The sequence below is a fragment of the Acidovorax sp. 62 genome (assembly GCF_002754495.1).
In the GTDB taxonomy this organism is placed as follows: Bacteria; Pseudomonadota; Gammaproteobacteria; order Burkholderiales; family Burkholderiaceae_C; genus Acidovorax.
Map to the genome: position 1 here is coordinate 4,885,235 of NZ_PEFJ01000001.1, position 14,493 is coordinate 4,899,727.

Below are 14,493 nucleotides of genomic sequence, written 5' to 3' on the forward strand. Positions count from 1 at the left end.
CTTTGCTACGGGGCAAACCTGCGTCGGGGCGGTTGCGGGGTGCGCCGTGGAACTCGCTTTGCGCTGCGCGCGCCGCTCGAACAACCACGGCGAGTCAGTTCACGAAGCACGCGCGCTCCGACGCGCGTGCCACCCCGCAACCGCCCCGCCGCAGGCGCAGCCACAGGGGGTGGACAGCCGAACAGCCACACGGGTCGTCGCTGCGCTCGACCTCGTCAGTGTTGCGCCCAGCGCGAGGCGCTTGAGCCCGCGAAGTGGGGCCGAGCGCAGCAATGGCCCGAATGGATGTTGGCTGTTCTGCATCCATCCCCTCTGTATGCGCCGAGGAGCGCAGCGGCCAGCGGATCAGGGCTCGCGACTGTTTGAGCGCAGCGAGTTTGAGCGAGACCCCGCTGGACGCGAGCACCGCAGGTTGCCCCAGTGCGCAGCGCTGGGGACGCAGACAGTGGGGTCGCCTTCTTTTGCCTTCTTTTCTTGGCGACGCAAGAAAAGAAGGTGCCCCGCCGGGGGCACATCCCGGCACCCGCCTTCAGCACAGGCATGCCGTCCGATCAGCGCGCAAGCCCAGGCTTCGACGGGCTCAGCCCGAACGGGCGGAAACGATCAATGCAATCACTATCAATTCAATAGCTGCCAGCGCTTTCTAAATAAGGGTCTTCGACCTAAAAGGCATTACTTCCCTTTGGCTTTGCTTCGGGCGCTGCCGTGGGTAACCACACCACTGCGGCTTTTTCGGGTTTTGGGTGCGGGGGCTTCGGTGGGCGGAGTCAGGTGCTCGCGCAGGGTGGCCAGGATGTTGTCGGAAAGCGCGGGGTTGGCGGCCACGGTGGCGCGGGCCAGTACCAGGCCGCCGACCATGGTGGCCAGCATGTGCATCGCCTGGGTGCGGCTTTCGGGGCTCGGGTTGCCTTGTTCCAGACCTTCCACCAGCCGGGCAAAGCGTTCGATGTTGCGCTCGATGCCTTGGGTAAGCACCTCTGACAGCCCACCGCCAGCGCGCGCGGCGTCCACCGCCAGGGCGGCCACGGCGCAGCCTTCGCCGGGGTGGTCGCGGTGTTGGGGTGACAGATAGTTGTTCACCTTGGCGGCCAGCCCGGTGGGCGCTGGATCGCCGGGGTCACACATTCCGTCCAGTGACGCGATGGACCATTCCAGCGCGCGCGCGCAGGCCTCTCGCACCAGGGCGTCCTTGTTCTCAAAGTGGCGGTACAGGCCGCCGTGGGTCAGCCCGGCATCGCGGGTGATGTCGGCCACCCCAACGCCCGTCAAGCCACGCTCGCGGTACAGCCGGGCTGCGGCGTCCAGGATGCCTTGGCGGTTTTCTGCAGACTGCGATTTCGTGACTTTCATGGAATCTTCTTTTGATGATGGGTTTGCGCAAAAGACGCTGATCCACTTATGATGACGGACGCAATCATAAAAGCATGGCTTCGTGCTGTGTTGAAAACCAAGGACTGGCAATGGCGAATGTGGATGGCAAAGTGCAACGCGTGGTGATCACCGGAATGGGGTTGGTATCGCCGCTTGGCTGTGGCGTGGAATTGGCCTGGCGGCGCCTGCTGCAGGGCGTATCGGGCCTGCGCCGCTTGCCGGAGGCGGTGGTGGACGGCATGGCCGCCAAAGTGGCGGGCACCGTGCCCACGCTGGCCGAGGACCCCGAGGGCGGGTGGGACCCGGACACCGCAGCCACCCCCAAGGACCAGCGCAAGATGGACCGCTTCATTCCCTTTGCCCTGGGTGCTGCGCAGCAGGCCTTGGCCCAGGCGGGCTGGGCACCTGCGGATGCGCGGTCGCAGGCGCGCACCGCCACCGTGATTGCCTCGGGCATCGGCGGCTTTGGCGCCATTGCCGAGGCCGTGCGCACCACCGATACCCGTGGGCCGCAACGCCTGTCGCCGTTCACCGTGCCGTCGTTTTTGGTCAACCTGGCGGCAGGCCATGTGTCCATCCGCCACAGCCTCAAGGGTCCGATGGGCGCGCCGGTGACGGCTTGCGCCGCCAGCGTGCAGGCCATTGGCGATGCGGCGCGGATGATCCGTTGCGGCGAGGCCGATGTGGCCGTGTGCGGCGGCACCGAGGCCGCCATCGACCGTGTGAGCCTGGGCGGCTTTGCCGCAGCCAAGGCCTTGTCCACGGGCTTTGCAGACCACCCCGAGCAGGCCTCGCGCCCCTTTGATGCCGCGCGCGATGGCTTTGTGATGGGGGAGGGCGCCGGCATGCTGGTGCTCGAATCGCTGGAGCATGCCCTGGCACGCGGTGCCACGCCCCTGGCGGAGGTGGTGGGCTATGGCACCTCCGCCGATGCGTACCACATCACCTCCGGCCCGGAAGATGGCGACGGCGCCCGCCGCAGCATGGAAGTTGCCCTGGCCCAGGCGGGCCTGGAGGCCAGCGAAGTGCAGCATTTGAACGCGCACGCCACCTCCACCTACGTGGGCGACCGGGGCGAGCTGGCCGCCATTCGGCGCGTGTTTGGCACGGGCAAGTCGGTGGCCATCGCCTCCACCAAATCGGCCACCGGGCACTTGCTGGGCGCTGCAGGCGCTGTGGCCGCCATCTTCACCACCCTGGCCCTGCGCGACCAGGTGGTGCCGGGCACGCTGAACCTGCAGCAACCCGACGACCTGGCCGAGGGGCTGGACATGGTGGCCCTGAACCCCCGAAAAATGGCGCTGCAGCACGCCATGCTCAATGGCTTTGGGTTTGGCGGGGTGAATGCGACGCTGGTGCTCAAGCGTTGGGCCTGAGGCGGCTTAGGGCAACGCTGAACAAGTCCCTCGCGCGCTGCGCATCTCTCCCTGAGGCGGTCTGCGGCGTTGCAAATCCTCGCAATAGCTGTAGCTATTGCTGTGGTTTGCGCCTTGCTGCCCATCCCCAGGCAGAGCGCGCCGCATCGCGGGGACTTGTTCAGCGTCGCCTTAGGTTGGGTGGCCCCACCGCACAGGTGGGGCGCGCTTTTCTGCGGCGGGCCGTGCCATGCCTTGCAGGCATTTGGGCGAGTTAAAGATGTGTTGACGGTTGCCCGTATCTGCGGGCTGCGCGCTTGCGCATTGAAGGTTTTGCAAAGCCCGCAGCTGTTTGTATGATGCGCCGCCGTCCGCGATGCGTGCGTCGGGGCGGACCTTGGAGTCAGGTGCTTTTTGGGCACCGGCTCAATCTTCCTTTTGCCCCTCCATGCCTCTTTCCATGTTTGCTGCAGCCGCTGCTTTGAGTCGCCCGTTTCGTTCTGTCTGGGTGTTGTTTCTGGTGTTGTGTTTGGGGTTGGGGGCGGCGCATGCACAAACGGTGATGGAGTTGCGCACGCTGATCGACAGCGACAACAACCCGACCACGGGCTGCACGGTGACGACCGCCGCAGGGGTGTTCACGGGGGCCGACATGGCATCGGTGACGCGAGTGGACCTGAGTGCCACCGACCCCGTGGGGGACGTATCGCGCGAAATCTGCCAGGGGGGCGTGCTGGTTGCGGACGCCAGCTTTGTTCCTGCATCACCGCTGCGGTGGTCGTTGGGTGTGGCCGCCGCAGGGGCGCAAGTGGATGTGGTTGAAAGCTACGCCCAGTTGCTGGCGCCAGCGTCGTCACTGCGCATGGGCTTTGCGGCCAGCACCAACGACGGCAGCATGGCGCCAACCGCCTTGCTGTCGGCCAGTGGGGGTGGCACGGGCGGTGTGCTGTTGCTGGCCGCACCAGGGGCCGTGGCCGTGCCTGCGCTGGGGCTTGGTGGGGTGGTGGCTCTGGCGGCTTTGCTGGGCTGGGCTACGCAACGCTCGGCGCGGCTGCGGCGGTGGACAGCGTCTGGGGCCGTGTTGTGCCTGCTGCTCGTGGTGGGGGTGGCATGGTCTGCCATCGTGCGGGACGGCGCCCCGGCCGACTGGGGCAGCACGCCTGCGGTGGCCAGCAGTGCAGCGTCCGGGCCATTGCAGTTTTCAGCGGTGTACGTGCAACTGGATGGTATGACGCTGCACCTGCGCTATGACGTGGACCTGGGCATCCGTGATGGCGTGACGCAAGACGATGGGCCTTTCAATGCGACCGTGGGGACTCCCCTTTCGATAGCCGCCCCCGGGCTGCTGGCCAACGACAGTCTGGGTAGCCCCGCCATGCAGGTGCGGGAGATTCGCGTGGCGGGCTCCACGACCACGGTGGCTGTAGGCGGGTCGGTGCCTTTGGCGGGGACGTCGCTGACCGTGCAGTCCGACGGCAGCTTCGCTTTGGGCGCGCCCACAACACCCGGAAACTTTCAGTGGGAATACCGCGCAAGCAATCGCTACAAGCCGGGCAGCTGGAGCATTGCAAGGCTTGCTGTGGCACCGTTGGTCTCTGCGGCTTGCGGCAATGGCATCGTGGAGGCTGGCGAAGCCTGTGACGACGGGAATACCGTCACGGAAACCACGTGCCCTGGCGGCGCGACGAACTGCACCGTCTGCAGCGCTACCTGCACGCTGGTGCCCATTGGCCCGGTGGTCACGCCGGCAGTGTGCGGCAACGGCATTGTGGAGAGTGGTGAAGCCTGCGACGACGGCAATACCGTTACTGAAACCAGTTGCTCTGGTGGCGCCACCTCGTGCAATGTGTGCAGCGCCTCCTGCACTTGGGTGCCCATCACCCCGGTGGTCGTGCCTGCAGTGTGCGGCAACGGCATTGTGGAGAGTGGCGAAGCCTGCGATGACGGCAACACATTCACCGAAACCAGTTGCCCCGGCGGCGCCACCTCCTGCAATGTGTGCAGCTCGTCCTGCACTTGGGTGCCTATCACCCCGGTGGTCGTGCCTGCCATGTGCGGCAACGGCATTGTGGAAGCCGGCGAGGTTTGCGACGATGGCAACAACGCCAACGAGACCAGCTGCCCTGGCGGTGCTGCGCATTGCAGCATGTGCAACTCCACATGCTCCGCCACCATCACCTTCTGATCGGGCGGAGTTGGCCGCGCCACCGATGCCTGGGCTGTGTGTGCCAGGGCCGCCGGGTCAAGCGTAGCGCTTGGTGCGCAGGTTCTCTTTCATCTGCTGCAAGATGGGCTGCAGCGACCCGCCGATGCGCAGCGCCACGCAGGTGGCCAGCACGTCGATGATGAGCAGGTGCATCAGGCGCGACACCATGGGGCTGTAGCGGTCATAGCCCTCGGGGTGGTCGGCCGCCAGATGGATGTGGCAGGTGCTGGCCAGCGGTGAGCCGCTGGCGGTGATGGCTATGGTGGTGGCGCCGTTCTTGCGCGCGATGTCGGCGGCGTCCATCAGGTCGCGGGTGCGGCCTGAGTTAGAGATGATCACGGCGCAGTCGCCCGGCCCCAGCAGCGTGGCGCTCATCACCTGCATGTGGCCGTCGCTGGTGGCAATGGATGTGACGCCCAGGCGAAAGAACTTGTGCTGCGCGTCTTGCGCCACGATGCCCGAGTTGCCCACGCCGTAGAACTCGATGCGCTTGCCCTTCTTCCAGGTGTTGGAGATGGCCTCGGCGGCGCGCTCCAGCGCCACGGTGCTGGCGGCGTTGCGGTATTGCAAGAAGGCCGCCACGGCGTTGTCCACCACTTTGACCAGCACGTCGCCCGTCTTGTCATCCACGTCCACACTGCGGTGGATGAAGGGCACGCCCTCGCTCACGCTGCCTGCCAGCTTGAGCTTGAAGTCGGCCAGGCCGTCGTAGCCCATGCTGCGGCAAAAGCGCACCACGGTGGGCTTGCTCACATGGGCGCGTTCGGCCAGCTCGCGCACGGGCAGGCGGGCAAAGGCACGGGGGTCGGTCAGCACCAGCTTGGCCACCCGCTGCTCGGCAGGGGCCAGGGAACTCAGGGATGCGGTGATGCGTTCGAGCATGTCAGTTCCACAGAAAAACGAAAACGAGGTAACCGCAATGTAACTCGGTTTCATCATTGAGGCCATCGCAGGAACAAGCCGTCTACACTTGCGGGCTGCGGTGGCCGCGCTTGCCTTCAATCGGGGGGCGTGGCCTGCTTGTCCACTGTTCTCCCCCTGAGACTTACGCCATGAATCAGCTCGACGCCCTCAAACAGTTCACTACCGTGGTTGCCGATACCGGCGACTTCAAGCAGCTGGCGCAGTTTCGCCCGCAAGACGCCACGACCAACCCCTCGCTGATCCTCAAAGCGGTGCAAAAGCCCGAGTACGCACCGCTGCTGCAAGACACCGTAGCGAAGTTCAAGGGCCGCGCGATGGATGAAATCATTGACCGCCTGCTGGTGCGCTTTGGCTGCGAAATCCTGGCCACCGTGCCCGGCCGTGTGTCGACCGAAGTGGATGCGCGCCTGAGCTTTGACACCAGCGCCACGGTCACCCGTGCCGAGCGCATCATCGAGCTGTACCAGGCAGAAGGCATCCACATCGACCGCGTGCTCATCAAGATCGCAGCGACCTGGGAAGGCATTCAGGCCGCCGAGCAACTGGAGCGCAAGGGCATCCACACCAACCTCACGCTGCTGTTCTCTTTTGCCCAGGCCGTGGCCTGCGGCCAGGCCAAGGTGCAACTGATCTCGCCCTTTGTGGGCCGCATTTACGACTGGTACAAAAAGCAAGCGGGCGCCAGCTGGGACGAAGCGGCGCGCGCCGGTGCCAACGACCCCGGCGTGCAGTCGGTCACGCAGATCTACAACCACTACAAGCGCTTTGGCATTGCCACCGAGGTGATGGGTGCGAGCTTTCGCAACGTGGGCCAGATCACTGCGCTGGCAGGCTGCGATCTGCTGACCATTGCGCCCGAACTGCTGGCCCAGCTGGCCGCGAGCGAAGCCCCGCTGCAGCGCGCCCTGAACGCCGACCAAGCCCGGGCGATGGACCTGCCTGCGGTGAACTACGACGAAGCCGGTTTCCGCTACGCGCTGAACGAAGACGCCATGGCCACCGAGAAGCTGGCCGAGGGCATTCGCGCATTTGCGGTGGATGCGGTCAAGCTGGAAAAGCTCATCCTCGCGCTGTGATGGCGACCGCCCCTGCCGCCTGCGCGGTGGCAGGGCGTGCAGGGGTGGCTGAGTATGTTTTATGCCCCTAGCGCAATCAATATAAGCGCTGACAGCTATTAAATAAATAGCGTGTTCGGCATCGCGCGGGGCCTGCGGGCTCCATCGGCTGGGCCCAGCGGACTCTCCCTTTAGCTCAACCGAATGCCTGGATGGGTCCAGCTGTTGAGCCCTTCTGTGGCCCACAGCAGGCTGGTCTTGCCCAGGCCATGCAGTGCACGCTGGTAATTGCGGTACACCAGTTCGTGCCCCAGGCGTGCCACATGGCCGCCCAGAAACTGCCCCGCAAACGGGCTGGCCTTGCCCACAGAACCATAGGCGCCGTAGCGGCCCAGCGACACCAGGCTGCCCAGATCGCGGTAGCGAAAGGCGGGAATGGCCCGGCCCTGTAGCCAGCCGGGCAGGTGCTTGGCCAGGTGCGTAGCCTGCTGCACGGCCACCTGCGCGCTGGCGGGCAGCGGGCGGCTCTGGTCGGGCAACGTCAGCGTGCTGCAGTCACCCAGCGCAAAAACGTGGTCGTCGTCTGTGCTTTGCAAGGCTGCATTCACCACGACTTGGTGGCAGGCATTGGTCGGCAACCCGTCCAGGCGAGAGAGCACCTCAGGCGCCTTGATGCCCGCCGCCCATACCAGCATGTCGGCACTGTGCAGGCGTGTCTGCGCTGTGCTCAGGCCATCCGCATGGGCGGCGAGCACCCGCGTGCCGGTGCGTATCTGAAATCCCAGACGGTCCAGCACACGGTGGCTCGATTCTGAAACGCGCTCGGGAAATGCCGCCAGAATGCGCGGCGCGCTTTCGTACAGTGTCAGCTGCAGGCGTTCGCGCAGCGAGGGGTCGCCAAAGTGCGCGGCCAACTCCAGCAGGTGGCTCAGCTCGGCGGCCAGCTCCACGCCCGTGGCCCCGGCACCCACAATGCCAATGGAGACGGATTCGTCCTGCAAAGCGCCTCGAAACAGTTGCCAGCGCAAGCGCTCATTGAACGATTCGGCCTGGGCAGGGCTGTCAATGAAGTGGCAATGCGTTTGCACGCCAGGCACGCCAAAGTCATTGGCGCCGCTGCCCAGGGCCAGCACCAGCACGTCATAGGGCAGGCTGCGGGGCCCGACCAGCGCGCTGGCGGCATCGGGCAGTGCGGCCAGATGCACCTGGCGGGTTTCGCGGTCAATGCCGCACAACTCTCCCGGTTCGTACCCAAAGCCATGGGTGCGCGCTTGTGCCAGCAGGCTGACCTTGTGCTGATGCACATCGCGGGTGCCGGCGGCAATGGTGTGGAGCATGGGCTTCCACAGGTGGGTCAGGCTGCGGTCTACCAGCGTGATGCGGGCGTTCCCTGCGCGACCCAGCTCCTGCCCCAGCCGGGTCGCCAGGAGCAGCCCGGCCGTACCACCGCCCACGATGACGATGCGGGGGCTGTGCGTGCGCGTGCTCATGGGGCGGCCCTTGCCATGGGGGCGGCTGGCTCACCGGCGGCATTCTGTGCGTCAGGTTGCCAGGCGGCCAGTGCCAGCTGCACCTGGGCATAGGCCTGCAGTGCATCGGCTTGCTGTGCGATGGCGCTGCGACGGGCCTGCAGCCACTGCGCCTGCTGTTGCAGGGCTTCGGTCGGTGGCTCCAGCCCGGCGTGGGCGCGGCTTTGGGCGTATTGCGCGGCGCTTGCCGCAGCAGCCTCGGCCTGCTGGGCCTGTTGCCAAGCGCTGTGCGCGGCACCCCAGTTACGCAATGCCGATTCGCTGTCGGCCAGTGCTTGCAGCACGGTGTGCTCGAACTGGTGCCAGGCGACCTCGTCACCGGCTTTGGCGGCTGCGGCGCGGGCGCGGATGCGCCCGGCGTCCAGCCAATCCCATTGCAGTGCAGGGCCTGCGGCATAGCGCACCGCGCTGGACTTTCCCAGGGCGCCAAAGGGCGCGTTCAGTCCGGCGGTGAGGTTCAGGCTCAGGCGGGGCAGGTGGGCGCGGTCGGCCAGCACCGTCTCGCCCAGGGCCGCGCGCAGTTGGGCGTCGGCGCGGGCCACATCGGGTCTGCGTGCCAGCAGGTCGCTGGGTTGCACGATGCCCGTCGCTGCTGGAACGGCAGGCAGGGCTGGCCCGGTTGCTGTGGTGTCTGGTGCCAGTAAGGCCTCCCATGCGGCATCTTGCACGCTGCCCTGCGTGGTGGGCGCGCGGCCCACCAGCACAGCCAAAGCGGCGCGGGTGCCGTGCAGGGCTGCTTGCGTCTGCGCCAGGGCCGCCTGCGATTGCGCCCACTGCCCTTGCGCTGCCCAGGTCTCGCGGGCATCGGCCAGGCCAGCACGTTCGCGCGCTTGCACCACGGTGTACCGTTGCCGCAGCGTGTCGCGCTCTTCCTGCCAGCGGGCCAGGTCGTGCTGGTACAGGCGCAGCAGCACGTAGTGGCGCACCACCTCGGCCTGCAGCAGGGCCTCGGCGCTGTGGGCGGTGGCCGCTGCGGCGTCTGCCTGCCGCTGGGCTACCGCGCTGGCCGTGCCCACGCGGCCAAACAGATCAATCTCCCACGACACCATCTGCGCAATGGTGGCGAGGCGCTGCGATGGGGGGCGGTCCAGGCCCTGGCGGTAGGGGTCCACCTCGGCCAGCGAGGGGCGCTGGGCCTGGGCCTGGGCGCTGAGGCTGCCTTGGGGTAGCGCATCGCGCTCTGCCAGGCCTGCCAGGGCGCGGGCTTGGCGCACCGCCGCCACGGCGGCCAGCCGGTCTTGGTTGTGCTGCATGGCGGTGCTCACCAGGGTGTTCAGCCGCTCATCTTGCAGCGCGTGCCACCAGTGTCGGCTGGGGGTGCCAGTGCTCAGGCCCAGTTCGGCGGCTGCGGGCAGGGTGCTGCCGTGCCTTTGGCTGGCGGGTGCAATGGCGCTGGTCGGCGCTACGCTGGCGCAGCCCGTCAGGGTGGCCGCCAGCAGCGCGATCAGGGCGGCGTGTCGCATGGGTTGGAGGATGGATGGCATAGGGTTCTCCTTCAGGCTTGGGGCGGAGCCACGCGGTAGGCTGCGGCGTACAGGGCGGGTATCAGCCCCAGGGTGATCAGCGTGCCCAGCGCCAGGCCGCCCATCATCACAACGGCCAGGCTGGTCCACACTGCGCCGCCAAACAGCCACAGCGGCACCAGGCCCAAGATGCAAACCATCTTGGTCATGACGATGGGGCGCAGGCGCTTGGCGGCGGCGTCTTCGATGGCTTCGGCTGCAGGCATGCCACTGCGGCGGGCTTCTTCAATGGCGTCCAGCAGCAGCACCGCGTTGTTGACGATGATCCCGGCCAGGGCCAGCAAGCCCAGCATGCCCACAAAGGTCAGTGTGGTGCCGCTTGCGGTGAGTGCCAGCGCAGCGCCAATCGACACGAACGGAATGCTGGCCAGCACGATGAGGCTTTTGCGCACGCTTTCGAACTGCCACACGAACAGCAGGAACATGGCCACCACGCACACGGGCAGCAGCTGTGCGATGGCGCCGTTGGCGCTGGCGCTTTCCTCGATCTCGCCGCCCAGTTCCACACGGACCGTGCCTTGCGCCTGCAGCGACTGCAGGGTGGCTTGCACGCTGTCAGCCACGCCTTGTGCCGTGTACTGCAGGTGCTTGGCCGTCACGGTAATGGCGCGCTCTTGGTTGTAGCGCTGGATGACCGAGGGCTGGGGCGACAGCTGCACGGTAGCCACCTGCCCCAGCGGCACGCTGCCGCTGCCATTGGCCTTTTGGATGGGCAGTGCGGGCAGCTGCTCAATGCGGGTGCGCAGCGTGGCATCGCCTCGCAGCACCACGGGCAGCACGGTGTCGCCTTCGCGGAACTGGGAGATGGCGACGCCCGTGAGCAGCTGCTCCAGGCTGCGGGCAATGTCGCTGCTGCTCACGCCTGCGGCGTGGGCCTTGACCTGGTCCACGTGCACGTCCAGCTGCTGGATCAGGCGTTCGGCGTCGTTGTGCACTTCGCCCATGCCCGGAACGGCACGCAGTGCGGCTTCCAGTGCCTCTGCAGCCTGGTAGCGGCTGGTGGCATCGCTGGCGGTGATGCGAAAGACGGCGGTACCCGCATCGGATGATCCCATCGAGAAACGCTTGGGCTCAAAGCGGACGTCGGGGAAGCGCTGGCCCAGACCGGTGCGCAGTCGGTCCATGGCTGCGGCGTGGGTGGCGCCTGGGGCCAGCGTGAGCACTGCGTAAGCGCGATGAGCGGCGGGCGTAGGCGGGTTCAGTGCCAAGATGAAGCGTGGGCCGCCATCGCCCATGTACACAGCAGCGCTGGCCAGCTCTGGAAAGGCCTCTTTGTCCGCCAGTGCGCGACTGATGGCGCTGGTGGTGTCCAGTGTCTGGCGGGTGCTGGCGTCGGGCGACAGCTCGATCGCCATTTGCAACTGGCGGCGTTCGGACGCCGGCATCAGCTCGGACGGCACATGGGCGAACAGCCAGCCCGCTCCGACCAGCAAGGCCACCATGGTTCCGACGTACAGTGCCTTGTGGGCCAGCACCCAACGCACCTTGCCTCGGTACCAGGTAGTCAGCGACTCCACCGCGCGGGCCGTGCGGCTGAGTTCAGCGTGGTGGTGCGCAAAGCGCTGGCACAGCAGGGGTGTGACGGTGACGGCCAGCACCAGCGACAGCAGCAGCGCAATCGCCATCACGATGCCCATGCTGCGCAGGTATTCACCTGTTTCTGTGCGCGACAGCACCAGCGGCATGAAAGTCAGGATGATCGCCAGCGAAGACACCAGCAGGGGCACCAGCATGGTTCGGCCGGCTTCTGCGGCGGCTTGTTCGCGCGACTCACCCAGCGCCAGTCGCCGCTCCATGTCTTCGGCCACCACGATGGCGTTGTCCACAAACAGGCCCAGCGCGATGATGATGGCGCCTACCGAGATGATGTGCAGGTCAATGCCCAGCAGCTTCATGATGGCCATGGTGCCCAGCACGGTGGTGGGCACGATGGCGCCCACGATGAGGCCTGTGCGCACGCCCAGGAACAGCACCACCACGCCCATCACGATGAGGGTGGTTTCTAGAAACACCTGGCCCACCTGCTTGAGCTGCTTGGTCACGATCTGGGCCTGGTCGGTGATGGGAACCAGAGCCATGCCAGCTGGCAAGCGCGCCTGCAGTTGCTCGACCTGCGTGCGCAGGCGTTGCGCGAAGCTCACCACGTTCAGGCCGGGGTCCATGGACACGGCGATCACAGCAGCTGGCGTGCCGTCCACAAAGGCACCAGTCAGCGGCGGGTCTTGCGGGGTGCGTTCGATGCGGGCGATCTGCCCGAGCAACACGGTTCCGCCGCCTGGCAGGGCGATGGGCGTAGTGCCCAGCTGCGCGGGGGTTTCCGCATCCCCACTCACGTTCAGCGCGATCTCGGCGCCGCCGATGTCCACAAAGCCAGCGGCTGCAATCACATTGCGTGCCGCGACGGCGCGCTCCACCGCATTGGGGCTCAGGCCCTTGGCGACGAGGGCCGGAATATCGAGAACGATCTGGACCTGCTCATCGCGCACCCCGTGCAGAGACACGCGCTCCACGCCAGGCACCTTGAGCAGGTCGTCGCGCATCTTGCGGGCGTAGGTACGCAGCTCACCGGCTTGGTAGTCGGGGCCTGTCAGGCCCAGGGTGAGTACCGCCACGCGGCCAAACTCATCGTCCACCAGCGGGCCCAGTGTGCCTGCGGGCAGTTGGGGTTGCAGTTGGTTCATGCGCGTGCGCAGGCGCTGCCATATATCGGGCAGTCGCTCGGGGGGGACAGCCGCATCCAGCTCCACATAGGTGAAAGCGAAACCCGGACGCACGGTGGTCTTGACGCGCTTGACCTCTGGCAAACCAAGGACCGCCTCTTCCGTGGGACGGGCAACCAACTGCTCTACGCGGTCTACGCTGGCGCCGGGCACCATGCTGAGCACCGTGGCGGTGCGGATAGTGACCGGAGGCTCTTCGGTGGAGGGGAAGTCCAACGCCAGCCACAAACCTACCAGCACCAGTGCCAGCATGGTCAACAACGTGAAGCGGGGGCGCGCGAGCGCGCGTGCAGAAAGGCCGCTCATGGCTGTCCCCCAGGATAGGCCACTGGCTGGATCGTCGCCCCAGGGGTGATGCTGGAGGCGCCTGCAATCACCACCTGGTCACCCCGCACCAGGCCACGGGTGATGTGAATCCAGTCGCCCTGGGGGGCGCCGATCTGCACCTCTACTTTTTCAGTGGTCTTGCCGTCGGGCCGCAACCGCAGCACGTGGCCTTGGTTCGCCTGCGCACCGGGAACCACGGCGCGCAAAGGCACCTGCAGTTCTGTCGTGCGCAGTCCGTGGGTGCCAGGCATGCGCTCGATGGAGACCGTCCAGGTGGACCCCACGGGAGCGCTGGACGGCACGGCCAGCGTGGCCCGCACCAATCCCCCGGTTTCCTGTCGGCTGCCAACGCGCAGTACGCGGCTGGACGTAGTCTGGGGGCTCGCGCCGTCCTTGTGCAGGGTGATTGCTTGGCCAGGCTGCAAGGGCAGCGAAGCGGGCACAGAAACCATCAGCTCCCGGCCTGCACCGTCCACCGTCAACACTGGCGCGCCCGGGCCTGCTGTTTGGCCGGGCTCAATAAGGCGTGTGCCGATCACGCCGTCCATGGGGGCACGCAGTTCGGCCTGCTCCAGGGACCACTGTGCGGTGGCTTGCTGGGCTTGTGCGGAACGCAGGGAGGCTTCGGTCGTGCTCAGCTCGGCTTGCGCAGTGCTCCACTCGCCAGCGCCGATGGCGCCTGCCTGTTGGGCCTGCCGGATGCGCTCGATGCGCTGGCGAACTTCCGTGGCCTGCGCCTGGGCGCGGGCCACATCGCCCTGTGCGGCTGTCATTTGGGCTTGTAGCGGCTGGGTGTCCAGGCGCGCCAGCAGTTGCCCACGCTTGACGGCATCTCCGGGTTCCACCAGCACGCTTAGGACGCGGCCATTCACGGCGAAGGCCAGTTCGGCGCGCTGCGCAGCACGCACTTCGCCTACAAAAGCCATGGCAGGCGTTGCACCCTCGCGCACAGGGGCGATTAGTGCGGGGCGGACCACTTCGGCCACGACGGGGGCGGGGGGCTGGGTGCAGCCGACGAGTGCGGCGGAGGCGGCAAGCGCAAGCCATAGGGCCTGCCTGGGAGCGGAAGGGGGGGCGAGGGAGAACACGGTGTACCTCATGAAAGCCTTTGGTGGGATTCAGGCAGCTACTGCGGGTGCAGTGGCTGAAAGACGATGGAGGCAATGTAGGTTCGCCCCCCGCAGACCACGGAGGCAGGCCAGGACAAGATTGGGACAAATTCGGTCAAAAATGCCGGGTGTCAGGACATGGCCAGGTTTAGGGCAGCGCGTTGCCTTTTGCTGCGGCACATGCTTGGGAGTGCGAGACTATTTGGGTCAGTTGAGGGGCTGAATCGGCCAGTCTTGAGGGCGGATGTTTGGTGCTGGATACCTTGCATTTTACTTTTTCCCAATGAAATCAATTGGTTGGGTGTCTTTGGTGTCGTGGGGAATGGGTTCGAGTGAGGTGACTGTGGGGACCTTTCAGGTCATGATTGGCATGT

9 protein-coding genes are annotated in these 14,493 nt (G+C 66.5%); 3 read left to right on the top strand and 6 right to left on the bottom strand.

Annotation, left to right across the window (positions count from 1 at the left end; genetic code table 11):
* Nucleotides 1–672: 672 nt before the first annotated feature.
* Nucleotides 673–1,350, bottom strand: a complete 678-nt coding sequence (locus CLU86_RS21960) for a TetR/AcrR family transcriptional regulator (protein ID WP_099743111.1) — start codon at nt 1,348–1,350, stop codon at nt 673–675.
* A gap of 110 nt (nt 1,351–1,460) precedes the next feature.
* On the opposite strand from CLU86_RS21960, the gene fabF reads away from it, so the two are divergent.
* Nucleotides 1,461–2,747, top strand: a complete 1,287-nt coding sequence (fabF, locus tag CLU86_RS21965) for a beta-ketoacyl-ACP synthase II (protein WP_099743112.1) — start codon at nt 1,461–1,463, stop codon at nt 2,745–2,747.
* A gap of 427 nt (nt 2,748–3,174) precedes the next feature.
* Nucleotides 3,175–4,911, top strand: a complete 1,737-nt coding sequence (locus CLU86_RS21970) for a hypothetical protein (protein WP_158236367.1) — start codon at nt 3,175–3,177, stop codon at nt 4,909–4,911.
* A gap of 57 nt (nt 4,912–4,968) precedes the next feature.
* Here CLU86_RS21970 and CLU86_RS21975 read toward each other — a convergent pair whose 3' ends face one another.
* Nucleotides 4,969–5,814, bottom strand: coding sequence for a MurR/RpiR family transcriptional regulator (locus tag CLU86_RS21975; protein WP_099743114.1), 846 nt, complete (start codon nt 5,812–5,814; stop codon nt 4,969–4,971).
* A gap of 170 nt (nt 5,815–5,984) precedes the next feature.
* Here CLU86_RS21975 and tal point away from each other — a divergent pair, with 170 nt between their 5' ends.
* Nucleotides 5,985–6,932, top strand: coding sequence for a transaldolase (tal, locus tag CLU86_RS21980; protein WP_099743115.1), 948 nt, complete (start codon nt 5,985–5,987; stop codon nt 6,930–6,932).
* 170 nt (nt 6,933–7,102) lie between these two features.
* Here tal and CLU86_RS21985 read toward each other — a convergent pair whose 3' ends face one another.
* From CLU86_RS21985 to CLU86_RS22000, 4 genes are read right to left on the bottom strand one after another with little or no spacing between them, the layout of a single operon-like run.
* Nucleotides 7,103–8,401: an NAD(P)/FAD-dependent oxidoreductase gene (locus CLU86_RS21985; protein WP_099743116.1), complete on the bottom strand. Its 1,299-nt coding sequence runs from the start codon at nt 8,399–8,401 to the stop codon at nt 7,103–7,105.
* On the bottom strand, nt 8,398–9,924 hold the full coding sequence (locus CLU86_RS21990; RefSeq protein ID WP_099743117.1) for a TolC family protein: 1,527 nt from the start codon (nt 9,922–9,924) through the stop codon (nt 8,398–8,400). Before CLU86_RS21990 ends, CLU86_RS21985 begins: the two co-directional genes overlap by 4 nt.
* A gap of 11 nt (nt 9,925–9,935) precedes the next feature.
* Complete coding sequence (locus tag CLU86_RS21995) at nt 9,936–12,989, bottom strand: efflux RND transporter permease subunit (RefSeq protein ID WP_099743118.1); 3,054 nt, start codon at nt 12,987–12,989, stop codon at nt 9,936–9,938.
* Nucleotides 12,986–14,098, bottom strand: coding sequence for an efflux RND transporter periplasmic adaptor subunit (locus CLU86_RS22000; protein WP_158236368.1), 1,113 nt, complete (start codon nt 14,096–14,098; stop codon nt 12,986–12,988). The genes CLU86_RS21995 and CLU86_RS22000 overlap by 4 nt, the downstream gene beginning before the upstream one ends.
* Nucleotides 14,099–14,493 lie beyond the last annotated feature (395 nt).